This window comes from Pseudomonas sp. NFACC25, from assembly GCF_900100935.1.
GTDB lineage: Bacteria > Pseudomonadota > Gammaproteobacteria > Pseudomonadales > Pseudomonadaceae > Aquipseudomonas > Aquipseudomonas marginalis.
This window is the reverse complement of sequence record NZ_FMUC01000003.1, coordinates 361115-387453: the sequence shown is the minus strand read 5'-3', so window position 1 is coordinate 387453 and position 26339 is coordinate 361115. Positions and strand designations below refer to the sequence as shown.

The window sequence follows — 26339 nt, the reverse complement described above, 5'->3', positions numbered from 1 at the left end:
AAAACCTGGCGCTGTTTGCTTGACGCTTAAAAACGCCACATAAAAAAGCCGCCTTATAAAAGGCGGCTTCGGATTTCGCTACATTTACGCTTGTGGCCGCATGTGCGGGAACAAGATCACATCGCGGATCGACGGCGAGTTGGTCAACAACATCACCAGGCGGTCGATGCCGATACCTTCACCGGCCGTTGGCGGCATGCCGTATTCCAGGGCACGTACGAAGTCGGCGTCGTAGTGCATGGCTTCGTCATCGCCGGCGTCCTTGTCGGCCACCTGGGCCATGAAGCGCTCGGCCTGGTCTTCGGCATCGTTAAGCTCGGAGTAGGCGTTGGCGATTTCGCGGCCGCCGATGAACAGCTCGAAACGGTCGGTGACGTTCGGGTTGTCGTCGTTGCGACGGGCCAGCGGCGACACTTCGAACGGGTACTGGGTAATGAAGTGCGGCTGTTCCAGCTTGTGCTCCACCAGCTCTTCGAAAATCATCACCTGCAGTTTGCCCAGGCCTTCGAAGCCGAGCACCTTGGCACCGGCTTTCTTGGCGATGGCGCGGGCCTTGTCGATGTCGTTGAGGTCGTCGGCGGTCAGCTCAGGGTTGTACTTGAGGATCGAGTCGAACACCGACAGACGCACGAACGGCTCGCCGAAGTGGAACACCTTGTCGCCGTACGGCACGTCGGTGCTGCCCAGGACCAGTTGCGCCAGCTCGCGGAACAGTTCTTCGGTGAGGTCCATGTTGTCTTCGTAGTCGGCGTACGCCTGGTAGAACTCCAACATGGTGAATTCCGGGTTGTGCCGGGTCGAGACGCCTTCGTTACGGAAGTTGCGGTTGATCTCGAACACTTTCTCGAAGCCACCGACCACAAGACGCTTGAGGTACAACTCAGGCGCGATACGCAGGAACATTTCCAGGTCCAGTGCGTTGTGGTGGGTTTCGAACGGCTTGGCTGCGGCGCCCCCCGGGATGGTCTGCAGCATCGGGGTTTCCACTTCCAGGAAGTCACGCTGCATCAGGAAGCTACGGATGTGCGCGATGACCTGCGAACGCACGCGGAAGGTCTGGCGCACGTCTTCGTTGACGATCAGGTCAACGTAGCGCTGGCGGTAACGTTGCTCGGTGTCGGTCAGGCCGTGGTGCTTGTCCGGCAACGGGCGCAGGGACTTGGTCAGCAGGCGCACGCTGGTCATTTCCACGTACAGGTCACCCTTGCCGGAACGGGCCAGGGTGCCTTCGGCGGCGATGATGTCGCCCATGTCCCAGGTTTTCACCGAGGCCAGGGTTTCTTCGGACAGGGTCTTGCGGTTGACGTAGACCTGGATACGCCCGGTCATGTCCTGGATCACCATGAACGAGCCACGGTTGAGCATGATGCGACCTGCCACCTTGACCGGGATCGCCGCTTCAGCCAGCTCTTCCTTGGTCTTGTCCGCGTACTGCTTCTGCAAGGCATCGCAGTAGTTGTCGCGACGGAAGTCGTTGGGGAAGGCATTGCCCTTGGCGCGCTCGGCAGCCAGCTTTTCCTTGCGCAGGGCGATCAGGGAGTTTTCTTCCTGTTGCAGGGCTTGCGGGTCGAGTTGTTGGTCGCTCATGTCTTTAAATTTTCCATCAGGTTCGTGGTCCCCGGCCTGCGGCCGGGGATCGCCGGCAAGGACTGGGCGTCCCTCCGGTTCCTACAAGGGGTTACAGGCCAGATTTCAGGCTGGCTTCCAGGTATTCGTCGATGTCACCGTCGAGCACCTTGTCGCAGTCGCTGCGTTCGATGTTAGTGCGCAGATCCTTGATCCGCGAGGCATCGAGCACATAAGAGCGGATCTGGTGACCCCAACCGATATCCGACTTGGTGTCTTCCAGGGCCTGGGAAGCGGCGTTGCGCTTCTGCATTTCCTGCTCGTACAACTTGGCCCGCAGCATTTTCATGGCGGTGTCCTTGTTCGCGTGCTGGGAACGTTCGTTCTGGCAGCTCACCACGGTGTTGGTCGGTACGTGGGTAATACGTACGGCCGAGTCGGTGGTGTTTACGTGCTGGCCACCGGCACCGGAGGAGCGGTAGGTGTCGATACGCAGGTCGGCCGGGTTGATCTCGATTTCCACCTTGTCATCGATCTCGGGCGAGACGAACACCGCAGAGAACGAGGTGTGGCGACGGTTGCCGGAGTCGAACGGGCTCTTGCGCACCAGGCGGTGTACGCCGATCTCGGTACGCAGCCAGCCAAAGGCGTATTCACCCTTGATGTGCACGGTCGCGCCCTTGATGCCGGCGACTTCACCGGCCGACAGCTCCATGATGGTGGCGTCGAAACCGCGCTTGTCGGCCCAGCGCAGGTACATGCGCAGCAGGATGTTGGCCCAGTCCTGGGCTTCGGTGCCGCCGGAACCGGCCTGGATGTCCAGGTAGGCGTTGTTCGGGTCCATTTCGTGGCTGAACATGCGACGGAATTCAAGCTTGGCGAGGTTTTCCTCGAGACGGGCCAACTCGGCGACGACATCGCCCACTGCGCCTTCGTCGTTTTCTTCGACGGCCATGTCCAGCAGGTCGCGGCAATCGGCCAGGCCGGTGTTCAGTTCGTCGAGGGTGTCGACGATCTGCGCCAGCGCAGCGCGCTCGCGCCCCAGTTCCTGGGCGTATTCAGGTTTGTTCCAGACACTCGGATCTTCAAGCTCGCGATTGACTTCGGTCAGACGCTCATGCTTTTGATCGTAGTCAAAGATACCCCCGAATAGTTTCGGAGCGCTCGGACAGGTCCTTGATGGTGTTAAGGATCGGGTTGATTTCCATGGCGGGCAGCACTCGTTGGCGAACTTTTGAAAGCCGGCGAGTATAACGGCAAACGGGGACTAACGGCAGCCCGCTTGGCGAAAAGGCAGACTACGCAGGGTTAAATGTGGGAGGGGGCAAGCCCCTTCCCACCTTTTGATCTGCTGCGGCCTCGAGTCACTCGATACCGACCTGATTGCGCCCGTTGTGCTTGGCCGTATACAAGCCCTTGTCCGCCGCCATGATCAACCGGCGGCAATCGGTACCCTGCACCGGCGTCATGGTCGACAGGCCGATGCTGATGGTCAGGCTCGAGCCTTCCGCCGGCGCGATGTGCGGGATCTTCAGCGCGGCGACGGCCATGCGCAGCTTTTCCGCCACCAGGCGTGCCCCACCCGGCGAGGTGTTCGGCAATACCAGGGCAAACTCTTCGCCACCGTAGCGCGCCGGCAGGTCCGAAGGGCGGCTGCTGGCTTCGCGGATGGTGTTGGCCACTTTGCGCAGGGCTTCGTCACCCTCGACGTGGCCGAAGCTGTCGTTGTAGGTCTTGAAGAAATCCACGTCGATCATCAGCAATGACAGCTGGGTCTGGTCACGCATGGCGCGGCGCCATTCCAGCTCCAGGTATTCGTCGAAGTGGCGGCGGTTGGACAGCCCGGTCAGGCCATCGGAGTTCATCAGCCGTTGCAGCACCAGGTTGGTGTCCAGCAGCTGTTGCTGGCTGACCCGCAGCGCACGGTAGGCGGCATCGCGCTGCAACAGGGTCATGTAGGAGCGCGAGTGATAGCGGATGCGCGCCACCAGTTCGATGTTGTCCGGCAGCTTGACCAGGTAGTCGTTGGCCCCCGCCGAGAACGCCGCGCTCTTGATCAGCGGGTCTTCCTTGGTGGAAAGCACGATGATCGGGATGTTCTGCGTGGCCGGGTGGTTGCGGTATTCGCGCACCAGGGTCAGGCCGTCGAGGCCGGGCATCACCAGGTCCTGCAGGATCACCGTGGGCTTGATGCGGATGGCCTGGGCAATCGCCTGGTGCGGGTCGGCACAGAAGTGGAAGTCGATGTTTTCTTCATGGGCCAGGCCACGCCGTACGGCTTCGCCGATCATGGCCTGGTCGTCGACCAGCAACACCATGGCGGCGTTTTCGTCGGTCTTGATGTCGTCGATCTGTAAATCATTCATGTGCAGTCACCTGAATTACTACCTGCAAGCCAGCCGCGGGAGGTGTGGATCATTTTGCAAATACCTCCAGCAATCGGGGCGCAATTCTATCCAGTGGGCGAATTTCAACAGCAGCATCAATCGCCGCCGCCGCTTTGGGCATGCCATACACCGCCGAGCTTTGCTGATCCTGGGCGATGGTCAAATAACCTTGTTCACGCATTAGCTTGAGCCCCTGGGCCCCATCACGGCCCATACCGGTCAGCAGTACGCCGACGGCATCGCCATTCCAGTGGCTGGCCACGCTTTCGAAAAACACATCGATGGAAGGCCGGTAAATCTCGTTCACCGGCTCTGCGGTATAGGCTAGCGTGCCATTCTTCAATAAACGAATGTGGTGATTGGTGCCGGCCAGCAGCACCACCCCGCTTTGCGGCGGTTCGCCTTCGCGGGCCAGGCGTACCGGCAGGCCGGAAGCACTGCTCAGCCACTCGGCCATGCCGGCGGCGAAGACCTGGTCCACATGCTGCACCAGCACAATGGCGGCGGCAAAGTCCCGGGGCAACCCCTTGAGCAGGATTTCCAGGGCAGCCGGGCCACCCGCCGAAGAACCGATCGCCACCAGGCTCTGGCGTTTGCCGGTGCTGCGCTCCGGGGTGGTTTCGGCGCGCACACGGCTGCCGCGCTGGCCGATCAGCCAGCCGATGTTGAGGATCTTGCGCAGCAACGGCGCCGCCGCATCCTTGGGGTTGCCCACGCCGAGCGCCGGCGTGTCCACCACATCCAGGGCGCCGTGGCCCATGGCTTCGAACACCCGACTCACATTGGCCTGGCGGTCGACGGTCACCAGCAGGATCGCGCACGGGGTCTCGGCCATGATCTGCCGCGTGGCCTCCACGCCGTCCATCACCGGCATGATCAGGTCCATCAGGATCAGGTCCGGGGTCAGTTCGGCGCAGCGCTGCACCGCCTCCAGGCCGTTGCTGGCCACCCAAACCACCTGGTGCAGGGGCTCGAAGCTCAAGGCACGGCGCAGGGCCTCCACGGCCAGGGGCATGTCATTGACGATCGCAATCCTCATGACCGCGCGCCTCCGATCAACTCCACCACGGCATCCAGCAGCGCGTCATCATGGAAGCTGGCCTTGGCCAGATAATAATCGGCCCCAGCATCCAGCCCGCGACGGCGGTCTTCTTCACGGTCTTTGTACGACACCACCATCACCGGCAACGATTGCAGGCGACTGTCACGGCGCAGGAGTGTGACCAATTCAATACCGTCCATACGAGGCATATCGATATCAGTGATAAGCAGGTCGAAGTCTTCGGAGCGCAAGGCGTTCCAGCCATCCATGCCGTCGACCGCGACGGCCACTTCGTACCCGCGATTGAGCAGTAACTTGCGTTGCAACTCCCGCACAGTGAGCGAGTCGTCCACCACCAGTACCCGCTTGCGCGGTGCCTCGGTGGCCTGCTGGCTGCGCCGGGCGATGCGTTCCAGGCGCCCGGTGTTGAGCAGCTTGTCCACCGAGCGCAGCATATCTTCCACATCGACGATCAATACCACCGAGCCGTCGTCCAGCAAGGCGCCGGCGGAAATATCCTGGACCTTGCCCAGGCGATCATCCAGCGGCAGCACCACCAGGGTGCGCTCGCCGATAAAGCGTTCCACGGCAATCCCGTAAACCGCATCGCGCTCGCGAATCACCACCACCTTCAAGGTTTCGTCATTGCTCTGCCCCGATGGGCGCTGCAACAACTGGCTGGCGGCGACCAGGCCGACATGCCGACCTTCGTGCCAGAAATGCTGGCGGCCTTCCAACTGCACAATGTCGTCGGGGGCCAGGTCGCACATGCGCTCGATATGCGCCAGCGGGAACGCATAGGCTTCCTCGCCGACTTCCACCACCAGGCTGCGCACCACCGACAGAGTCAGCGGCACCTCCAGGTGGAAGCGGCTGCCCTGCCCTGCCGTCTGCTCCAGCACCACCGCGCCGCGCAGTTGGCGGACCATATGCTGCACCGCATCCAGTCCGACACCGCGCCCGGACACTTCGGTGACCTTGTCGCGCAGGCTGAACCCCGGCAGGAACAGGAACGTCAGCAGCTCCTCTTCACTCAGGTTCAGGGCCGTCTCCCAGGTTGAAAGATGCCGATCGACGATGGTGCCGCGCAGGCGCTCCAGGTCGACGCCATTGCCGTCGTCACTCAGCTCCAGCACCAGCAGGCCGGCCTGATGGGACGCGCGCAGGCGGATCAGGCCTTCGGCGGGTTTGCCTGCCAGCAGGCGTTGCTCGGGCATTTCGATGCCGTGGTCGACGGCATTGCGCAATAGATGGGTGAGTGGCGCTTCGAGCTTTTCCAGCACGTCGCGATCGACCTGGGTCTTTTCCCCCTCGATCTCCAGGCGCACTTGCTTGCCCAGGCTGCGGCCGAGGTCGCGCACCATGCGCACCTGCCCGGCCAGTACATCGGCAAACGGGCGCATGCGACACGCCAGCGCAGTGTCGTAGAGCACCTGGGCACGCTGGCCGGCCTGCCAGCCAAACTCATCCAGCTCGGCGGTCTTTTCCGCCAGCAGCGCCTGGGCTTCGCTCAACAGGCGGCGGGTATCGGCCAGGGCTTCCTCGGCTTCGAGGCTCAAGCCCAGGGTCTTGAGCTGGCCATCCAGGGTATCCAGGGCGCGTACGCTCTGGCTTTGAATCCGTTTGAGACGCTGCATGCTGGCCAGGTAGGGCTTGAACCGCTGGGTTTCCACCAGGGACTTGCTCGAGAGGTCCAACAGGCTGTTCAAGCGCTCGGCGGTCACGCGTAATACACGTTCGCCACCTTCAGTCATGCGCCGGCCCTGACGCGGCGGATCGCTGGCGACGGGCGGTGCGGGCTCGGGCTCCGGCGGCAGCTCTTCGATAAGCGGCGCCGGGGCGGGCTCAGGCGCAGCGGGCAGCGGCACGACGTAGGCACTGGGCTGGGATGGATCCAGCAGGCGCTCCATCAACGCCACATAGGCGTCGATGTCCGCCGTGCCGACATCGTTGCCAGGGGTGGCGATACGCATCAGCAGGTCGGTGCCTTGCAGCAAGGCGTCGATATGTTCGGGTTGCAGGTACAGGCGGCGTTCCTGGGCGCTGACCAGGCAATCCTCCATGACGTGGGCCACGCTGACCCCGGCGTCCACCCCAACGATGCGCGCCGCGCCCTTGAGCGAGTGCGCGGCACGCATGCAGGCTTCAAGCTGGTCGGCCTGGGTAGGGTTGCGCTCAAGGGCCAGCAGGCCCGCGCTCAGCACCTGGGTCTGGGCATCGGCTTCCAGGCTGAACAGCTCCAGCAGCGAGGCGTCGCGCATCTGGTCGGGGGTCATGTGAGGCTCCGGGTCACGGCGGACAACAATTGCGCCTCGTCCAGCCACCGCAGGCTACGGCCTTTCCACTGCAACACACCCTGGGTGTAGCGCGCGCTGGCCTGGGTACCCGAGGCCGACGCCGCCTTCAGGGTGCGCTCATCGATGGCATGGATGCCATCCACTTCGTGCACCGGCACCACCACCGGGCCATCCTGCGCGGCGATGATCAGCATGCGCGGCATGATCCGCCCACCGCTGGCGCCCTGATGGGTTGTTTCCAGGCCAAGCAACTCCACCAGCGACAGGCACGCCACCAGCGCGCCACGCACATTGGCCACACCGAGCAAGGCACGGGAGCGCTGGTGCGGCAGCGAATGAATCGGTTGCAACGGCGCCACCTCCACCAGGCAGCGGGTGGCGATGCCCAGCCATTCCTCGCCGAGGCGGAACACCAACAGCGAGCGGGTGATGATCTTTTCGTCAACCTCGGCAGCCGCCACCGGACGACGGTCGTCCTGCTGCAAGGCATAGCGGTCCAGCAAGCGCGTGGCGGCAGCCGAGTACACCGAACAGTTGCGGCAGTGGATATGCTCCACCAGCAGCGGGCATGACTTGTCGCCATGGATACCGATACGGTTCCAGCAGTCGTCGATGGCTTGGGTGTCGGCCAGGGTCAAGTCCAGGCCTGCGGTGTTGAGCGCCTCGGTGCTACTCATCGTTTGGACTCACTGTCTGCTCGCTCGCTGCGGGCGGCCCGCGCCTGTAAACGGCGCGCCCCCGCACTGTCGCCCTGGGACTCGAGCAAGGCGGCCAGGTGCATCAAGGCCTGCGGATGCTGGGGTTCCAGGTACAAGGCTTTTCGATAAAACCCCTGGGCTTCCAGGGCGCTGCCGGCCACGTCGCTGAGCAACCCCAGCCAGTAGAACACCTGGGCGGCCGGCGGGTGACTGTTCAGATACTGCTCACAGGCGGCGCGGGCCTCGGCACTTTTACCTTCGTTGGCCAGGCTGGCGATGCGGCTGAGCAAGGTGCCCGCATCGGAGGGCGGCGCCTTGATCGGCCCCGCCTGGTTGCTGGCCGTGCTGAACGGTCGCGGCTTGACCGGGACCGGCGCGGCGCTGCGCGGTGGCGTCGGCATGGGCACGAATACCGGCTCAGGCTTCACCGGTTCGGCCTGCCGGCTGAAGGCAAATGACTGCGGCACCCCAATCGAGCGCATGCCGTGGCGCCCCAGCAAGCTGCCCTCGGCGGGACCGATAAACAGCACGCCGTCCACATGGGTCAGGCCCTTGAGTACGTCGAAGACTTGCTTCTGGGTCGGCTGGTCAAAGTAGATCAGCAGGTTGCGGCAAAACACGAAATCGTAGCTCGCCTCGTTCGCCAGCAGCGTCGGGTCGAGCAGGTTGCCGACTTGCAGGCGCACCTGTTCGCGCACGCGGTCGGCGATGTGGAACCCGTCGCCGTATTCCGTGAAGTGGCGGTCGCGAAAGGCAATATCGCCGCCACGAAACGAGTTCTTGCCATACACCCCGCGCCGGGCGCGCTCCACGGACAGCGGGCTGACATCCAGGCCCAGGACCTTGAACTGGTGAGGCGCCAACCCGGCATCCAGCAAGGCCATGGCAATGGAATAGGGTTCTTCGCCGGTGGAACACGGCAGGCTGAGAATGCGCAGGGCGCGCATCTGCTTGATCTCGGCCAGGCGTGCAAGCGCCAGTCGGGCCAGGGTCGCAAAGGATTCGGGGTAACGGAAAAACCAGGTCTCGGGGACGATCACGGCTTCGATCAGCGCTTGTTGCTCGTCCTCGGAGCTTTGCAGGTGCTGCCAGTACTGCCCTGGCGTTTGCGCCTGCACGGCCTGGCTGCGCTGGCGCACGGCACGCTCGATGATGGCCTCGCCGACCGACGCGACATCCAGGCCGATACGTTCTTTCAAGAAGGCAAAGAAACGCGGGTCGTTGCTCATAGGCTCAGCTCGGCAGAAAACAACAGGGCGCGCACATCGTCGGTGAGCACGTCATTCACGCCAATCCACTGCATCAGGCCCAGGGCGTCCTCCCGCACCGGCCCCAGGTACCGCGCCTGGCGGTTATCCAGGCCGTAAGGCTGGAATTCCGCCGGGTCGCACCGCAGGGTGTCCGTGGCCTGCTCGAGGATCAGCCCGAGCCAGCGCGATTCGACCCAGGTGTGCGGCTGGTAATTGACCAGCACCAGGCGCGTACTCGTACGCGCCTGGGCCGCTGTGCCGAAGGTCAGCGCACTCAGGTCGATGACCGGCACCAACGCCCCGCGATGGGCAAAGATGCCCGCCACCCACAGTGGCGCATGGGCGATAGGCTTGAGCGGCAGGCGTGGCAACACCTCGGCCACCTCCGTGGCCTTGAGCGCAAAGCGTTCGCTGCCGATGTGAAACACCAGGAACAAGGCTTTTTTCGCTGCCGGAACGGCGCCGCGTTTAGCCGCAAGGTCGCTCATCAGACTTTGAAACGCGACACGCCGCTGCGCAGACCCACCGCAACCTGGCTCAGTTCATCGATGGCAAAGCTGGCCTGGCGCAGGGACTCCACCGTCTGGCTGCTGGCATCGCCCAGTTGCACCAGGGCATGGTTGATCTGCTCGGCGCCGGTGGCCTGGGCCTGCATGCCTTCGTTGACCATCAACACCCGCGGCGCCAGGGCCTGTACCTGATGGATGATCTGCGACAGCTGCTCGCCTACTTGCTGCACTTCGAACATGCCTCGACGGACTTCTTCGGAGAACTTGTCCATGCCCATCACGCCCGCCGAAACCGCTGACTGGATTTCACGCACCATCTGCTCGATGTCATAGGTGGCCACGGCGGTCTGGTCGGCCAGGCGCCGCACTTCGGTGGCCACCACGGCAAAACCGCGACCGTACTCACCGGCCTTTTCGGCTTCGATGGCGGCATTCAGGGACAGCAGGTTGGTCTGGTCGGCGACCTTGACGATGGTCACCACCACCTGGTTGATATTGCCGGCCTTCTCATTGAGGATCGCCAGCTTGGCGTTCACCAGGTCGGCGGCGCCCATCACCGAGTGCATGGTTTCTTCCATGCGCGCCAGACCTTGCTGGCCGGAACCGGCGGCCACCGAGGCCTGGTCGGCGGCGGTGGACACTTCGGTCATGGTGCGGACCAGATCCTTGGAAGTGGCAGCGATCTCCCGCGAAGTGGCACCGATCTCAGTGGTAGTGGCCGCGGTTTCAGTGGCAGTAGCCTGTTGCTGCTTGGAGGTGGCGGCAATCTCGGTGACCGAGGTGGTGACCTGCACCGAAGAGCGCTGGGCCTGGGACACCAGGGCCGTAAGCTCGGTCATCATGTCGTTGAAGCCGGTTTCCACCGCGCCGAACTCGTCCTTGCGCTCCAGGTTCAAGCGTTTGCTCAGGTCACCGGTACGCATGGTCTGGAGGATCTCGACGATACGCTGCATCGGCGCCATGATCGCGCGCATCAGCAGCAGGCCACACAGGCCGGCAGCGAGGATCGCCACGGCCAGCGACAGGAACATGCTGACCTTGGCCGAGGCAACGGCGTCGTCAATGGCGGCCGTCGCGTTGTCGGACACGGCCTTGTTTTCCGTGATGATGTCATTGAGCTTCATGCGCCCTTCGGTCCAGATCGGCGTCAATTGCTCTTCCAGCAGCTCGCGGGCGGCCGGCAGGTCATTGGCTTCGACGCGCTCAAGCACCTCGGCCAGGACCTTGTTGTAGTTGATGTGGGCGGCCTTGAAGTTATCGAACTCCATGCGATCGGCCTGGCTATGCACGGTTTTTTCGTAATTGGCCATCTGCTGTTCAATACGCGCCTCGAAGGCCTTGTAGTCCGACTTATCGCTATTGGTGAAGGTTTTATCCTCACGCAGGCCAATGATATCGATGGTCTGCAAATAGCTGTCGACCCACGCGCTGCGGATCATCGAACTGAGGTAAACCCCCGGCACCGCGTCGTCACGCACCGATTCCTGGCTGGCTTCAATCTTCAGCAACCGTGAGTAGGACACCACAACCATCAGCAGCATGATCGCGATAATGACCGCAAAGCTCGCCAAAATCCGCTGGCGCAAGGTCCAATTCTTCACAGTGTTTCCTCGAAGGGCCATTCAAATGGAGGGGAGTATAGCTGAGCAGAAGCCCTCATTTATCAATGGGTTTCGATGTGGCACACACACATTGCAAAAACACCTGTGGGAGGGGGCTTGCTCCCGATTGCCGTGGGTCAGTTGCAGAGATTCGAACTGGACCACCGCTATCGGGAGCAAGCCCCCTCCCACAGGTTGGATTTGCCCGGCCCCGTTGGTTACTGGTTAAGCCGTACCTGCTTTTCCAGTTCCAGCTTCAAGCCCGGCTCGAGCTTGAGTTGGCGGGCCAATTCGTCCAGATACGCCTTTTCCATAAAGTTCTCCTCATCCACCAGCATCACGCTGGCGATGTACATCTCGGCGGCCATTTCCGGGGTGCCGGCGGCGCGGGCGACGTCGGCCGGGTCCAGCGGCTTGTTCAGCTCGGCGTGCAGCCAGCTTTGCAGTTCGCGGTCGTTGTCCAGCTTGGTGAATTCACCTTCGATCAGTGCGCGTTCGCGTTCATCCACATGGCCGTCGGCCTTGGCGGCGGCGACCAATGCCTTGAGGATCCCCTGGCTGTGCTGCTCGACCTGGGCCGGTGGCAGGCGGTCGATGGTTTGCGGTTCGCCCTGAGGCGCGTTGGCCTGCTTGGCCTGCCAGTTGCCGTAGGCTTTGTAGGCAATCACGCCCAACGCGGCCAGCCCGCCGTAGGTCAGGGCTTTGCCGCCAAACTTGCGCGCCTTCTTGTTGCCCAGCAACAGGCCCATCGCCCCCGCCGCTAGGGCGCCACCGCCCGCACCGCCGAGCAGGCTGCCCAGACCGCCGCCGCCGAGCAGCCCGCCGAGGGCGCCTTTATCGTCCTGTTTGCGCTGGCCGCCGGTTTTATTCTGCAACATGTCCTGGCCGGACTTGAGCAACTGATCGAGCAATCCACGGGTATTCATTCGTAGCCTCCAGACACTAGGGTTCATGGACCAATAGGCCCTCAGCGTAAAACTAAGTGCCAAAAAGCCGCGATCTAGAGTGCTTCCAGATGTAACGCCACTGCCGTTCGCTAAAACCGATATACACTCGGACAAATCTATAAAAACACCCCACTGGTAATTCCAGCATGATGACCTTGCGTCAAATCCGGCATTTTATCGCCGTGGCCGAGACCGGATCGATCTCCGCCGCCGCGCAGACCGCGTTCATTTCCCAGTCCACCCTGACCCTGGCGATCCAGCAACTGGAGCAGGAAATCGGCGTCATCCTGTTCAACCGCCACGCCAAGGGCATGACCCTCACGCACCAGGGCCATCAGTTCCTGCGCCAGGCGCACTTGATCCTCGCCACCGTCGACAATGCCAAGCGCAGCCTGCAACAGAGCACCGACCAGGTCGCCGGGCAATTGATCATCGGCGTGACCAGCCTGGTCGCCGGCTACTACCTGGCGGATTTGCTCACCCGCTTCCAGCGCGCCTACCCCAACGTGGAGATCCGCGTGATGGAAGACGAACGCCCGTATATCGAGCATTTGCTGGTCAGCGGCGAGATCGATGTGGGCGTACTGATCCTCTCCAATCTGGAAGACCGCCACGCCCTGCAGACCGAAGTCCTCACCCACTCGCCCCACCGCCTGTGGCTGCCGGCGCAACACCCGCTCCTGGAGCACGACAGCATCAACCTCGCCGACGTGGCAAACGAGCCGTTGATTCAGCTGAACGTCGACGAAATGGGGCATAACGCCCAGCGCCTGTGGGCCGCTGCCGGCCTGCAACCGCGCGTGACCCTGCGCACCGCCTCCACCGAGGCCGTGCGCAGCCTGGTGGCCGCGGGCCTGGGCGTGTCGATCCAACCGGACATGACCTACCGCCCCTGGTCCCTGGAGGGCGACATTATTGAAGCGCGGCCGATTGCCGACCTCAGCCAGACCCTGGACGTCGGCCTGGCCTGGCGTCGGGGCACCGCGCGGCCGGCCTTGGTGGATCCGTTCCTCACCGTTGCGCGGGAACAACCACACCCGCGCAAGCCATCTATTTAATCGAATGCTGCATTCAGTATTTAGTATTTGTTGACCTCGCGCCTGACCTCTAGTCTCTGTCTATGCATAAGAGAAGGTCCGGCGCCTTGTAAGAGAACGCCCATGACCGCACAAGAAAAGAGATCACGAAAAATGTCCGGCGCGCCCACCCCGCTGCTTACTGCGTTGCTGATCGACGGCGAACTGGTCCAGGGCCAGGGCGTTGCCGAGCCGATCCTCAACCCGGCCACCGGCGAAGTGCTCACCCAGATCGCCGAGGCCAGCACCGAGCAGGTCGAAAGTGCGATCCTCGCCGCGCACCGCGCTTTTGCCGGCTGGTCGCGGACCACGCCGCAACAACGCTCGAACATCCTGCTGGGCATCGCCGACGCCATCGAGAAACACGCCGACTACCTCGCCCGCCTGGAATCGCTGAACTGCGGCAAGCCGTTGCACCTGGCGCGCCAGGATGACTTGAGCGCCAGCGTCGATGTGTTCCGTTTCTTCGCCGGCGCCGTGCGCTGCCAGACCGGCCAGCTCAGCGGCGAATACCTGCCGGGCTACACCAGCATGGTGCGCCGCGATCCGATTGGCGTGGTGGCCTCGATTGCGCCGTGGAACTACCCGCTGATGATGGCCGCGTGGAAGATCGCCCCGGCGCTGGCGGCCGGTAATACCTTGGTGTTCAAGCCGTCGGAACACACGCCGCTGTCGATCCTCGCATTGGCCCCGGTCCTGAAGGACGTGTTACCACGCGGGGTCATCAACATTCTGTGCGGTGGCGGTGAAGGCGTCGGCAGCCATCTGGTCAGCCACCCCAAGGTGCGCATGGTCTCGCTGACCGGCGACATCGTCACCGGCCAGAAAATCCTGCAGGCCGCCTCCAAGACTCTCAAGCGCACCCACCTGGAATTGGGCGGCAAGGCGCCGGTGATCGTATGCAACGACGCCGACCTGCAAGCCGTGGTCGAAGGCGTGCGTGCCTACGGTTACTACAATGCCGGCCAGGACTGCACGGCGGCATGCCGCATCTACGCCCAGGCGGGCATCCACGACAAATTGGTCGCCGAGCTGGGCGCAGCCGTCAGCAGCCTGCGCTTCGCCGGCAAGCGCGATGCCGATAACGAACTCGGCCCGCTGATCAGCACACGCCAGCGCGACCGCGTGGCCAGCTTTGTCGAGCGCGCCCTCGGCCAGCCGCATATCGAGCGGGTCACCGGCGCGGCCGTGCATTCCGGGGCCGGCTTCTATTACCAGCCGACGCTGCTCGCCGGCTGCAGGCAGACCGATGAAATCGTCCAGCGCGAAGTGTTCGGCCCGGTGGTCACCGTGACCCGCTTCGACGAACTGGAACAGGCGGTGGACTGGGCCAACGATTCCGAATACGGCCTGGCCTCCTCCGTCTGGACCCAGAACCTGGACAAGGCCATGCAGGTCGCCGCGCGCCTGCAATACGGCTGCACCTGGATCAACAGCCATTTCATGCTGGTCAGCGAAATGCCACACGGCGGCTTAAAGCGCTCGGGGTATGGGAAAGATCTGTCCAGCGATTCGCTACAGGACTACAGCGTGGTGCGCCACATCATGGCCCGCCACGGCCAGCATCTTTAAAACAACAACTAAGCTCATGCGTCACGGCTTCACACACTGCCCCGACCATAATTAAAGAAGAGGGAATCCCCATGTCTGCGCATAAGACCGCACTGCTCAGTGCCTTGACCACCGCGCTGCTGGCCAGCGTCAGTATCCAGGCCGCCGAACCGCTCAAGGCGGTGGGCGCTGGTGAAGGCCAGCTGGATATCGTCGCCTGGCCCGGCTATATCGAACGTGGTGAAAGCGACAAGGCCTACGACTGGGTCACAGGTTTCGAGAAGGAAACAGGCTGCAAGGTCAATGTGAAAACCGCCGCCACCTCTGACGAAATGGTCAGTTTGATGGCCAAGGGCGGTTATGACCTGGTCACCGCGTCCGGGGATGCGTCGCTGCGGTTGATCGTCGGCAAGCGTGTGCAACCGATCAACACGGCGTTGATCCCCAACTGGAAGAACATCGACCCGCGCCTCAAGGATGCGCCGTGGTACGTGGTGGGCCAGCAGACCTACGGCACCCCATACCAGTGGGGGCCGAACGTACTGATGTACAACACCACCGTGTTCAAGACCGCGCCCACCAGCTGGAACGTGCTGTTCGATGCGCAGAACCTGCCGGACGGCAAGCCGAACAAAGGTCGTGTGCAGGCCTATGACGGTCCGATCTACATCGCCGATGCGGCGCTGTACCTCAAGAGCACCCAGCCGGAACTGGGGATCCAGAGCCCCTATGAACTGACCGAAACCCAGTACAAGGCCGTGCTCGACCTGTTGCGCGCGCAGCAGCCGTTGATCCACCGCTACTGGCATGACACCACCGTGCAAATGAGCGACTTCAAGAACGAAGGCGTGGTGGCCTCCAGCGCCTGGCCGTATCAGGTCAACGGCCTGCAGAACGAGAAGCAGCCGATTGCTTCGACCATTCCCAAGGAAGGCGCCACCGGCTGGGCCGACACCACCATGTTGCACAGCGAGGCCAAGCACCCGAATTGCGCCTACAAGTGGATGGACTGGTCGCTGCAGCCCAAAGTCCAGGGCGATGTCGCCGCCTGGTTCGGCTCGCTGCCGGCGGTGCCGGCAGCCTGCAAGGAAAGCGAACTGCTCGGCGCCGAGGGTTGCAAGACCAACGGCTTCGACCAGTTCGACAAGATCGCCTTCTGGAAAACCCCGCAGGCCGAGGGCGGCAAGTTCGTGCCATACAGTCGCTGGACCCAGGACTACATCGCGATCATGGGCGGCCGCTAAGACCATGCAGACGGCATAGATCCCCTGTGGGAGGAGGCTTGCCCCCTCCCACATCGACCGCATTTACCGATGTTTTGTTTTTTCAGCAGTCCAGGCCGGGCGCTGCGACCACCCGCGCCTTTTTGGAGCACCGCACCATGACGCTTGCAGTCCAATTCACCCACGTTTCCCGTCAGTTCGGCGAAGTGAAGGCCGTTGACCGGGCTTCCATCGATATCCAGGACGGCGAGTTCTTTTCCATGCTCGGCCCATCCGGCTCGGGCAAGACCACCTGCCTGCGCCTGATCGCCGGTTTCGAGCAGCCGAGCGCAGGCTCGATCCGCATTCATGGCGAGGAAGCCGCTGGCTTGCCGCCGTATCAGCGTGACGTAAACACGGTATTCCAGGATTACGCACTGTTCCCCCATATGAACGTGCGCGACAACGTCGCCTATGGCCTCAAGGTCAAAGGCGTGGGCAAGACCGAACGCCTCAACCGCGCCGAAGAAGCCTTGGGGATGGTCGCCCTCGGTGGCTACGGCGAGCGCAAGCCGGTACAGCTCTCCGGCGGCCAACGCCAACGGGTGGCCCTGGCCCGTGCCCTGGTCAATCGCCCCCGCGTGTTACTGCTCGATGAACCCTTGGGCGCCCTCGACCTCAAGCTGCGCGAACAGATGCAAAGCGAGCTGAAGAAGCTGCAGCGCCAGCTCGGCATCACCTTTATCTTCGTGACCCACGACCAGACCGAAGCGCTGTCGATGTCCGACCGTGTGGCGGTGTTCAACAAGGGCCGTATCGAACAGGTCGACACCCCGCGCAACCTGTACATGAAACCGGCCACCGCGTTCGTCGCCGAGTTCGTCGGCACCTCCAACGTGATTCGCGGCGAGTTGGCCCAGCGCCTCAGCGGCAGTGCGCAGCCGTTTTCGATTCGCCCGGAGCACGTAAGGTTTGCCGAGGGCCCGCTGGGCGCCGACGAAGTGGAAATCAGCGGCCTGCTGCACGACATCCAGTACCAGGGCAGCGCCACCCGCTATGAACTGAAACTGGAAAACGGCCAGGCGCTGAACATCAGCCAGGCCAACAACCAGTGGCTGGACATCAGCAGCGGCCATCAGGTCGGCCAGTCCATCACCGCCCGTTGGGCGCGAGAAGCCATGACGCCGCTGACTGACCGCGCAGGCGAGGTGTGACATGAGCCTGGCCCTTTCCCAACCGCCGATGCGCAGGTTTTCCAACCTGCTGTACCGCAAGCCCAACCTGTACCTGGCGATGCTGCTGGTTCCGCCGCTGATCTGGTTCGGCGCGATCTACCTGGGTTCGCTGCTGACCCTGCTGTGGCAAGGCTTCTATACCTTTGACGACTTCACCATGGCGGTCACCCCGGACCTGACCCTGGCCAACTTCGCCGCGCTGTTCCAGCCGTCGAACTTCGACATCATCCTGCGCACCCTGGGCATGGCGATCGTGGTGTCGATCGCCAGCGCCATCGTCGCCTTCCCGATCGCCTACTACATGGCGCGCTACACCACGGGCAAGACCAAGGCGTTCTTCTATATCGCGGTGATGATGCCGATGTGGGCCAGCTACATCGTCAAGGCGTATGCCTGGACCTTGCTGCTGGCCAAGGGCGGCGTGGCGCAGTGGTTCGTGCAGCACCTGGGCCTGGAACCGGTATTGCAGTTCGTGCTGGGCATTCCCGGCGTGGGCGGCAGCACCTTGAGCACCTCGCACCTGGGGCGCTTCATGGTGTTCGTCTATATCTGGCTGCCCTTCATGATCCTGCCGATCCAGGCGTCCCTGGAGCGCTTGCCGCCGTCGCTGCTGCAAGCCTCCGCCGACCTCGGCGCGAAGCCGCGCCAGACCTTCATGCAGGTAATCCTGCCACTGTCGGTGCCGGGGATTGCCGCCGGTTCGATCTTCACGTTTTCGCTGACCCTGGGCGATTTCATCGTGCCGCAACTGGTGGGCCCGCCGGGTTACTTCGTCGGCGGCATGGTCTACGCCCAGCAAGGCGCCATCGGCAATATGCCCATGGCCGCCGCGTTCACCCTGGTGCCGATCGTGCTGATCGCGGTTTACCTGTCCATCGTCAAACGCCTGGGGGCCTTCGATGCACTCTGAGAAATCATCCTTAGGCTTGAAGATCGCAGCCTGGGGCGGGTTGGTATTCCTGCACTTCCCGATCCTGATCATCTTCCTCTACGCCTTCAACACCGAAGAAGCCGCGTTCAGCTTTCCGCCCCAGGGCTTTACCCGGAAGTGGTTCAGCGTGGCCTTCGCCCGGCCGGATGTGCTGGAGGCGATCAAGCTGTCGTTGCAGATCGCCGCCATCGCCACCCTGATTGCCATGGTGCTGGGCACCCTGGCCTCGGCGGCGCTGTATCGCCGCGAGTTCTTTGGCAAGCAAGGCGTGTCGCTGATGTTGATCCTGCCGATTGCGCTGCCGGGGATCATCACCGGTATTGCGCTGCTGGCGACGTTCAAGACATTAGGCATCGAGCCGGGGATGTTCACCATCATCGTCGGCCACGCGACGTTCTGCGTGGTGATCGTCTACAACAACGTCATCGCCCGCCTGCGCCGTACGTCCCACAGCCTGATCGAAGCCTCGATGGACCTGGGCGCCGACGGCTGGCAGACCTTCCGCTACATCATCATGCCCAACCTCGGCTCGGCGCTGCTGGCCGGCGGCATGCTGGCGTTTGCGCTGTCGTTCGACGAAATCATCGTCACCACCTTCACCGCCGGCCACGAGCGTACGTTGCCGCTGTGGTTGCTCAACCAATTGAGCCGGCCACGGGATGTGCCGGTGACCAATGTGGTCGCGATGCTGGTGATGCTGGTGACGATGTTCCCGATCCTGGGCGCCTATTACCTGACCCGCGGTGGTGAAAGCGTGGCGGGGAGCGGTGGTAAATAACTTGGCCACTGAAGGAACGCGGTTCAAATGTGGGAGGGGGCTTGCCCCCGATAGCGGTGTGACAGCCAACACAGCTGTCACTGAACCACTGGCATCGGGGGCAAGCCCCCTCCCACATTTAAATCCGGTTTCTTCAGGGAAATAACACGCGTTTTTTGGAGGACTCAATCATGCAAACCAAACTGCTGATCAACGGCCAACTGGTACAAGGCGAAGGCCCGGCCCAGGCCATCTTCAACCCGGCACTGGGCCGCGTGCTGGTGGAAATCAAAGAAGCCAGCGAAGCCCAGGTCGACGCCGCCGTGCGCGCCGCCGATGCGGCCTTCGAAGGCTGGTCGCAGACCGCGCCCAAGGATCGCTCGCTGTTGCTGCTGAAACTGGCCGACGTGATCGAAGCCCACGGCGAAGAACTGGCCAAGCTGGAATCGGACAACTGCGGCAAGCCCTACAGCGCCGCGCTGAACGACGAGATCCCGGCAATTGCCGACGTGTTCCGCTTCTTCGCCGGCGCCAGCCGATGCATGAGCGGTTCGGCCGGTGGTGAATACTTGCCCGGCCACACCTCGATGATCCGTCGCGACCCGGTGGGCGTGATCGCGTCTATCGCGCCGTGGAACTACCCGCTGATGATGGTCGCCTGGAAAATCGCACCGGCCCTGGCCGCGGGCAATACCGTGGTGCTCAAGCCGTCGGAGCAAACCCCGCTGACCGCGTTGCGGATGGTCGAGCTGGCGTCGGAGATTTTCCCGGCCGGAGTACTCAACCTGGTGTTCGGCCGTGGGCCTACCGTGGGCAGTCCGCTGGTGAACCACCCGAAAGTGCGCATGGTGTCGCTGACCGGCTCCATCGCCACAGGCGCGAATATCATCTCCAGCACCGCCGACAGCGTGAAGCGCCTGCACATGGAGCTGGGCGGCAAGGCGCCCGTGATCATCTTCAACGACGCGGATATCGATGCAGCGGTGGAAGGCATTCGTACCTTCGGCTTCTACAACGCCGGGCAGGACTGTACCGCAGCGTGCCGGATTTATGCGCAGGCGGACATCTACGACGCCTTTGTGGAGAAACTCGGCGCGGCAGTCGCCAGCATCAAATACGGCTTGCAGGATGACCCGGCCACTGAGCTGGGCCCGTTGATCACTGCGCAACACCGCGACCGGGTTGCCGGGTTTGTCGAACGCGCCGTGGCGCAGCCGCATATCCGCCTGGTCACCGGTGGCAAGGCGGTGGAAGGCAATGGTTTCTTCTTTGAGCCGACCGTACTCGCCGATGCGCAACAGGACGATGAGATCGTGCACCGCGAGGTGTTCGGGCCGGTGGTGTCGGTGACCAAATTCACCGATGAGGCGCAGGTGCTGGGCTGGGCCAATGATTCGGACTACGGGTTGGCGTCGTCGGTATGGACCACCGACGTAGGACGCGCCCACCGCCTGGCCGCGCGCTTGCAATACGGCTGCACCTGGGTAAACACCCATTTCATGCTCGTCAGCGAAATGCCCCACGGTGGTCAGAAACTGTCGGGGTATGGCAAGGATATGTCCATGTATGGCTTGGAGGACTACACCACGGTTCGGCATGTAATGTTCAAGCACTGATCCCCCAAGTGCCGTAACGCTTTATTGTAGGAGCGAGCTTGCTCGCTCCTACATTTGGATCTTCATAATTCGTGGGTAATGTGTTCACTCACAGCGTCGGAAATGTCTTGTCGCATTTGCAATGCAATCACCCCGCCATCAATCAATTTTCCTTCTCCATCGAACCGCTTAAGCTATCCGGCGTCTGTTTAATGTCCGTTGTGTTTGGCCGAAGGCATGTCCGAACCGTAATTTCTGATCCAGCACGTGCCAGGAACGGCGCGGGATTTGCTCACGACAGGTTGTCTCTATGCACCGCAGGAATTTGCTCAAAGCCTCCATGGCCATTGCGGCCTACACCGGTTTATCGGCCAGCGGCCTGCTTGCCGCGCAGGCCTGGGCCGGGAACCGTGCCGCCGATGGCAAGGCCGTAGCGTTCGATTTTGAAACGCTCAAGGCCCAAGCCAAACAGCTCGCCGGGACCGCGTATAAAGACACCAAACAGGTGCTGCCGCCTACCCTGGCGACCATGACCCCGCAGAATTTCAACGCCATCGGCTACGACGGCAACCATTCGCTGTGGAAGGAATTGAACGGCCAGCTCGACGTGCAGTTCTTCCACGTCGGCATGGGCTTCAAGACACCGGTGCGCATGCACAGCGTCGACCCCAAGACCCGTGAAGCCCGCGAAGTGCATTTCCGCCCTTCACTGTTCAATTATGAAAAAACCACCGTCGACACCAAACAGCTGACCGGCGACCTGGGTTTCTCCGGCTTCAAGTTGTTCAAGGCGCCGGAACTGGATCGCCATGACGTGCTGTCGTTTCTCGGCGCCAGCTACTTCCGCGCGGTGGATTCTACCGGCCAGTACGGCCTCTCCGCCCGTGGCCTGGCGATTGATACCTACGCAAAAAAACGCGAAGAGTTCCCCGACTTCACGCAGTTCTGGTTCGAGACCCCGGACAAGAACGCGACCCGCTTTGTGGTCTACGCCCTGCTCGACTCGCCGAGCGCCACCGGCGCCTACCGCTTCGATATCGACTGCCAGGCCAACCAAGTGGTGATGGCCATCGACGCCAACATCAATGCCCGCACCGCCATCGAACAGTTGGGCATCGCCGCCATGACCAGCATGTTCAGTTGCGGCACCCACGAACGCCGCATGTGCGACACCATCCACCCACAGATCCACGATTCGGACCGCCTGGCGATGTGGCGAGGTAATGGCGAGTGGATTTGCCGCCCGTTGAATAACCCGGCCAAGCTGCAGTTCAATGCGTTCGCCGACACCGACCCGAAAGGTTTCGGCCTGGTGCAGACCGACCATGAGTTCGCCAGCTACCAGGACACCGTCGACTGGTACAGCAAGCGTCCAAGCCTGTGGGTCGAACCGACCACCGCCTGGGGCGAAGGCTCGATCGACCTGTTGGAAATCCCCACCACCGGCGAGACCCTGGACAACATCGTGGCCTTCTGGACCCCGAAAAAGCCGGTGGCGGCCGGCGACTCACTCAACTATGGCTACAAGCTGTACTGGAGCGCCCTGCCCCCGGTCAGCACGCCGCTGGCGCAAGTCGACGCGACCCGTTCCGGCATGGGCGGCTTTACCGAAGGTTGGGCGCCGGGCGAGCACTACCCGCCAGTGTGGGCTCGCCGGTTTGCCGTGGACTTCAAGGGCGGCGGCCTGGACCGTTTGCCGGCCGGCACCGGGATCGAGCCGGTGGTGACCTGCTCCCACGGCGAAGTGAAAGACTTCAGCGTGCTGGTGCTCGACAACATCAAGGGCTACCGCATCCTGTTCGACTGGTACCCGACCAGCGACAGCGTGGAGCCGGTGGAACTGCGGCTGTTTATTCGCACCCAGGACCGCACCCTGAGTGAAACCTGGTTGTATCAGTACTTCCCGCCGGCACCGGAGCAGCGCAAGTACACCTGATCCAGATCGTTCCCACTCGCGTGGGAACGATCCTCGCGCACGCCATCAGAACCGCGACACACTCTTCATCGCTCCAATCAGATACCGCATCGCCACCTGATCGTTTTCGGTCAGGGCGCGATACTGCGCCAGTAATTCGGCTTCGTCCGAACTCAACCTGCGGCCACGCAAGGACACCCTGCGGGTAAAAAAAGACACCACCGCACCCGCTACACCATAGGACTTGGCCATGGACTGTTTCTCCTGATATCGATCAAAAACTCCTGTGCCCACAAACCGTTTCCCGGGGAGCGCAATGCCTCCGTGAACAAACAGGCTGACTTCCTGGGCCAGAAATCAGTCCTACCCTAAGCGTAGAAACAATCTCGTTACGTGTGGGATTTTTTTAGAGCATTCACTTAAAAAATCACTTCGGTAACAAATACCTACAACCCCATCCCACAGCAGCAGGCAAAAAAAACCCACCGGTTCAAGGTGGGTTTCGACGGCGCCGACGCAGGATCAATCCCTCAAGTCAGACTCATGGATCGGTTGGTCCCGATGGGTCGCTCGTTGGTACTGAGCCGGCCAAATGGCCTTGTGCCCGCCCAGATCATCATCGGCATGCAACGGCCAGTAAGGGTCACGCAGCAGTTCACGGGCCAGGAAGATGATGTCGGCCTGGCAGGTACGCAGGATGTGCTCGGCCTGGGCCGGTTCGGTGATCATGCCGACGGTGCCGGTGGCGATGCCCGACTCCTTGCGTACACGCTCGGCAAAGCGCGTCTGGTAACCGGGGCCGGTGGGGATTTCGGCGTTAGCGGCAGTGCCGCCGGAAGACACGTCGATCAGGTCCACGCCCAGGTCTTTGAGGCGACGCGCGAGTTCCACGGTTTCATCAGGGTTCCAGCCATCTTCCACCCAGTCGGTGGCCGACACCCGCACGAACAGTGGCAGCTCCTGGGGCCAGACCTCGCGCACGGCCTCGGTCACTTGCAGCACCAGGCGGATACGGTTCTCGAAGGAGCCGCCATATTGGTCCTGCCGCTGGTTGCTGATGGGCGAGAGGAATTGATGCAGCAGGTAACCATGGGCGGCGTGGATCTCCACCACTTCAAAACCGGCGGTCAGGGCTCGCCTGGCGGCGGCGACGAAGTCGGCGATCACTTGCTGGATCTGCGCCTCATCCAAAGGCTTGGGTTGGGTGTGCTGCGGGTCAAAGGCAATCGGCGACGGCCCCACCGGCACCCAGCCACCGTCTTGCGGCTTGACGCTGCCGTGCTTGCCGATCCATGGGCGGTGGGTGCTGGCCTTGCGCCCGGCATGGGCCAGCTGGATGCCCGCCACCGCGCCCTGGGCGGCGATAAACCGTGTGATGCGCCGCAGGGGTTCGATCTGTTCGTCGTTCCACAGGCCCAGGTCTTCGGCCGTGATGCGGCCATCGGCGGTTACGGCGGTGGCTTCGGTGAATATCAGCCCGGCGCCACCGACCGCGCGGCTGCCGAGGTGGACCAGGTGCCAGTCGTTGGCCAGGCCATCGACACTTGAGTACTGACACATCGGCGACACCGCGATACGGTTGAGCAGGGTCAATTGGCGCAGGGTATAGGGTTCGAGCAGCTGACTCATGGCGCACCTCTTCTTGGCTTTTGGGCACTTTTGTAGGAGCGAGCTTGCTCGCGAAGGCCTCATAGGCGCCGCGTCTATCCAGGATTAACGCGTTACCGTGACGTTTTTCGCGGGCAAGCCCGCTCCTACACAACAGTGCTTAGAGCCTAGTCGACAACCGTGGATTGCACAGGGTTCAGACGTAAAGCGGGAGCCGATTGCCGGCTCCCGTACCGCGCAGGCTTACATTTCGACCTGGGTGCCCAATTCGATCACTCGGTTGACCGGGAGCTTGAAGAACCGCAGGTTGCCGTTGGCGTTCTTGAGCATGAATGCAAACAACGCTTCGCGCCAACGGGCCATGCCCTTGATGCGGGAGGCGATGACGGTTTCACGGCTGAGGAAGTACGTGGTGCGCATCGGACTGAAATCCAGGCCGTCCAAATGGCACAGCTTCAACGCTTCGGGGACGTCCGGCTCATCGGTAAAGCCGAAGTGCAGGATCACGCGAAAGAACCCCTCGCCGTAGGAATCCACCTCGAAGCGCCGTGAGGCCGGAACACGCGGGATGTCTTCGTAGACCACTGTCAGCAACACCACCTGTTCATGCAGCACCTGGTTATGCAACAGGTTGTGCAACAGCGCATGGGGCACGGCGTCCGGGCGCGCGGTAAGGAACACCGCCGTGCCCTGTACGCGATGCGGCGGCTGCACGCGGATGCTGCTGATGAAGATCGGCAACGGCAGGCCACCTTCGTCGAGGCGGTCCACCAGCAATTGCTTGCCGCGCTTCCAGGTGGTCATCAGCACGAACAGCACAATCCCCGCCAATACCGGGAAGGCACCGCCCTGGATGATCTTCGGCACGTTGGCCGCGAAGTACAGCCCGTCCACCAACAGGCAGCAGACCAGGACCGGCACGGCCAGAATCGGTGGCCATTTCCACAGCAACAGCATGACTGCCGACACCAGGATGGTGGTCATCAGCATGGTCCCCGTCACCGCCACGCCGTAGGCCGACGCCAGTGCGTTGGAGGACTCGAAACCCAGCACCAGCAGGATCACGCCGACCATCAGCGACCAGTTCACCGCACCGATATAGATCTGGCCCTGTTCGGCGCTAGAGGTGTGCTGGATATGCATACGCGGGATATAACCCAACTGGATCGCCTGGCGCGTCAACGAAAACGCACCGGAAATCACCGCCTGGGACGCAATCACCGTGGCCAGGGTGGACAACACCACCAGCGGGATCAGCGCCCAACTTGGCGCCAGCAGGTAGAACGGGTTGCGTGCGGCTTCCGGGTCGCCCAGCAGCATGGCGCCCTGACCGAAATAGTTGAGCACCAGCGCCGGCAACACCAGGATGAACCAGGCGCGGGCGATGGGCTTGCGGCCGAAGTGCCCCATGTCGGCATACAGCGCCTCGGCACCGGTCAACGCCAGCACTACCGCACCGAGGATTGCCACGCCAATGCCAGGGTGGGCCTCGAAGAAACGCACGCCCCACATCGGGTTCAGGGCATTGAGCACTTCAGGGTGCAGGGTAATGCCATACACGCCGAGGCCACCCAGCACCAGGAACCAGGTCACCATCACTGGCCCGAACAGCTTGCCGATGCGGTCGGTACCGTGCTTCTGGATCAGGAACAGCGCCACCAGCACCACCAGGGCGATCGGCACCACCCATTTTTCCAAGCCGTCGAACGCCAGCTCCAGGCCTTCAATGGCCGACAGCACCGAAATCGCCGGGGTGATCATGCTGTCGCCATAGAACAACGCCGCACCGCACAGGCCGCACACCACGAGGAAACTGCGTAACTTCTTGCGCTCCCCCGCCGCCCTTCGCGCCAACGCGGTCAGAGCCATGATGCCACCTTCGCCCTGGTTATCGGCGCGCAGCACGAACAGCATGTACTTGATCGACACCACCCAGATCAACGACCAGAAGATCAGCGCCAGGATCCCCAGCACACCGTCATGGTTGACCTGCACCCCATAACCACCGTTGAACACCTCTTTGAGGGTATAGAGCGGGCTGGTACCGATATCGCCGTAAACCACCCCGACCGCTGCCACCAGCATGCCGATCGGCTTTGCGTTGGAATGCTCGGCACCTGCTGCCTGACTACTTGCCTGACCCATCAACCACTCCTGCCCTTTGACCTGAGG

General features: G+C 62.5%; 21 protein-coding genes. 8 read left to right on the top strand and 13 right to left on the bottom strand.

The features are described 5' to 3' along the window. Window positions 1-84: 84 nt before the first annotated feature. The 10 genes from lysS to BLQ09_RS09420 all read right to left on the bottom strand — a co-directional run bounded on the left by lysS (window position 85) and on the right by BLQ09_RS09420 (window position 12276). Window positions 85-1587 carry a lysine--tRNA ligase gene (lysS, locus tag BLQ09_RS09465; RefSeq protein WP_027604516.1) on the bottom strand — a complete coding sequence of 501 codons (1503 nt, stop codon included), beginning with the start codon at window positions 1585-1587 and terminating at the stop codon, window positions 85-87. Between the two features lie 91 nt (window positions 1588-1678). Further along, a protein-coding gene (gene prfB / locus BLQ09_RS09460) for a peptide chain release factor 2 (protein ID WP_098465888.1) occupies window positions 1679-2774 on the bottom strand; the annotation gives its coding sequence in 2 pieces (ribosomal slippage) (window positions 1679-2701 and window positions 2703-2774; 1095 coding nt in all). Between the two features lie 156 nt (window positions 2775-2930). Continuing rightward, on the bottom strand, window positions 2931-3932 hold the full coding sequence (locus tag BLQ09_RS09455) for a response regulator (RefSeq protein ID WP_027604517.1): 1002 nt from the start codon (window positions 3930-3932) through the stop codon (window positions 2931-2933). A gap of 49 nt (window positions 3933-3981) precedes the next feature. Beyond that, a complete protein-coding gene (locus BLQ09_RS09450; protein ID WP_092356415.1) occupies window positions 3982-4992 on the bottom strand; it encodes a chemotaxis response regulator protein-glutamate methylesterase in 1011 nt (336 codons plus the stop codon). Next, window positions 4989-7271 (bottom strand): hybrid sensor histidine kinase/response regulator, encoded by a 2283-nt coding sequence (locus tag BLQ09_RS09445; RefSeq protein WP_027604519.1) that lies wholly within the window; start codon window positions 7269-7271, stop codon window positions 4989-4991. Before BLQ09_RS09445 ends, BLQ09_RS09450 begins: the two co-directional genes overlap by 4 nt. Further along, a complete protein-coding gene (locus tag BLQ09_RS09440) occupies window positions 7268-7969 on the bottom strand; it encodes a chemotaxis protein CheW (protein ID WP_092356412.1) in 702 nt (233 codons plus the stop codon). Before BLQ09_RS09440 ends, BLQ09_RS09445 begins: the two co-directional genes overlap by 4 nt. Continuing rightward, on the bottom strand, window positions 7966-9219 hold the full coding sequence (locus BLQ09_RS09435) for a CheR family methyltransferase (protein ID WP_027604521.1): 1254 nt from the start codon (window positions 9217-9219) through the stop codon (window positions 7966-7968). Before BLQ09_RS09435 ends, BLQ09_RS09440 begins: the two co-directional genes overlap by 4 nt. Then, entirely contained in the window at window positions 9216-9728 is a 513-nt protein-coding gene (locus BLQ09_RS09430) for a chemotaxis protein CheW (protein ID WP_027604522.1), read from the bottom strand. The genes BLQ09_RS09435 and BLQ09_RS09430 overlap by 4 nt, the downstream gene beginning before the upstream one ends. Continuing rightward, window positions 9728-11290, bottom strand: a complete 1563-nt coding sequence (locus BLQ09_RS09425; RefSeq protein WP_371914498.1) for a methyl-accepting chemotaxis protein — start codon at window positions 11288-11290, stop codon at window positions 9728-9730. Before BLQ09_RS09425 ends, BLQ09_RS09430 begins: the two co-directional genes overlap by 1 nt. 278 nt (window positions 11291-11568) lie before the next feature. After that, window positions 11569-12276, bottom strand: coding sequence for a tellurite resistance TerB family protein (locus BLQ09_RS09420; RefSeq protein ID WP_065938734.1), 708 nt, complete (start codon window positions 12274-12276; stop codon window positions 11569-11571). 167 nt (window positions 12277-12443) lie between these two features. Here BLQ09_RS09420 and BLQ09_RS09415 point away from each other — a divergent pair, with 167 nt between their 5' ends. The 8 genes from BLQ09_RS09415 to BLQ09_RS09380 all read left to right on the top strand — a co-directional run bounded on the left by BLQ09_RS09415 (window position 12444) and on the right by BLQ09_RS09380 (window position 22580). Next, window positions 12444-13355, top strand: coding sequence for a LysR family transcriptional regulator (locus tag BLQ09_RS09415; RefSeq protein ID WP_092356406.1), 912 nt, complete (start codon window positions 12444-12446; stop codon window positions 13353-13355). 132 nt (window positions 13356-13487) lie between these two features. Then, window positions 13488-14945, top strand: coding sequence for a gamma-aminobutyraldehyde dehydrogenase (locus tag BLQ09_RS09410; protein WP_175472304.1), 1458 nt, complete (start codon window positions 13488-13490; stop codon window positions 14943-14945). Window positions 14946-15016: 71 nt separating this feature from the next. Next, the gene (gene ydcS / locus BLQ09_RS09405; protein ID WP_065926496.1) at window positions 15017-16168 is read left to right on the top strand and encodes a putative ABC transporter substrate-binding protein YdcS; all 1152 of its coding nucleotides are present in this window, start codon (window positions 15017-15019) and stop codon (window positions 16166-16168) included. A 137-nt stretch (window positions 16169-16305) separates the two neighbouring features. Next, a complete protein-coding gene (locus BLQ09_RS09400) occupies window positions 16306-17340 on the top strand; it encodes an ABC transporter ATP-binding protein (protein ID WP_092356400.1) in 1035 nt (344 codons plus the stop codon). 1 nt (window position 17341) lies between these two features. Then, entirely contained in the window at window positions 17342-18271 is a 930-nt protein-coding gene (locus tag BLQ09_RS09395) for an ABC transporter permease (protein ID WP_027604529.1), read from the top strand. Beyond that, window positions 18261-19070, top strand: a complete 810-nt coding sequence (locus BLQ09_RS09390) for an ABC transporter permease (RefSeq protein ID WP_027604530.1) — start codon at window positions 18261-18263, stop codon at window positions 19068-19070. Before BLQ09_RS09395 ends, BLQ09_RS09390 begins: the two co-directional genes overlap by 11 nt. A 170-nt stretch (window positions 19071-19240) precedes the next feature. Next, entirely contained in the window at window positions 19241-20665 is a 1425-nt protein-coding gene (locus BLQ09_RS09385) for a gamma-aminobutyraldehyde dehydrogenase (protein WP_092356397.1), read from the top strand. 289 nt (window positions 20666-20954) lie between these two features. Then, window positions 20955-22580, top strand: coding sequence for a glucan biosynthesis protein D (locus BLQ09_RS09380; protein ID WP_065926500.1), 1626 nt, complete (start codon window positions 20955-20957; stop codon window positions 22578-22580). 45 nt (window positions 22581-22625) lie between these two features. Here BLQ09_RS09380 and BLQ09_RS09375 read toward each other — a convergent pair whose 3' ends face one another. From BLQ09_RS09375 to BLQ09_RS09365, 3 genes are all read right to left on the bottom strand, one after another. After that, entirely contained in the window at window positions 22626-22811 is a 186-nt protein-coding gene (locus BLQ09_RS09375) for a hypothetical protein (RefSeq protein ID WP_027604533.1), read from the bottom strand. A gap of 270 nt (window positions 22812-23081) precedes the next feature. Beyond that, on the bottom strand, window positions 23082-24188 hold the full coding sequence (locus tag BLQ09_RS09370) for an NADH:flavin oxidoreductase/NADH oxidase (protein ID WP_092356394.1): 1107 nt from the start codon (window positions 24186-24188) through the stop codon (window positions 23082-23084). A gap of 222 nt (window positions 24189-24410) precedes the next feature. After that, window positions 24411-26312, bottom strand: a complete 1902-nt coding sequence (locus BLQ09_RS09365; protein ID WP_027604535.1) for a potassium transporter Kup — start codon at window positions 26310-26312, stop codon at window positions 24411-24413. Window positions 26313-26339: the final 27 nt, after the last annotated feature.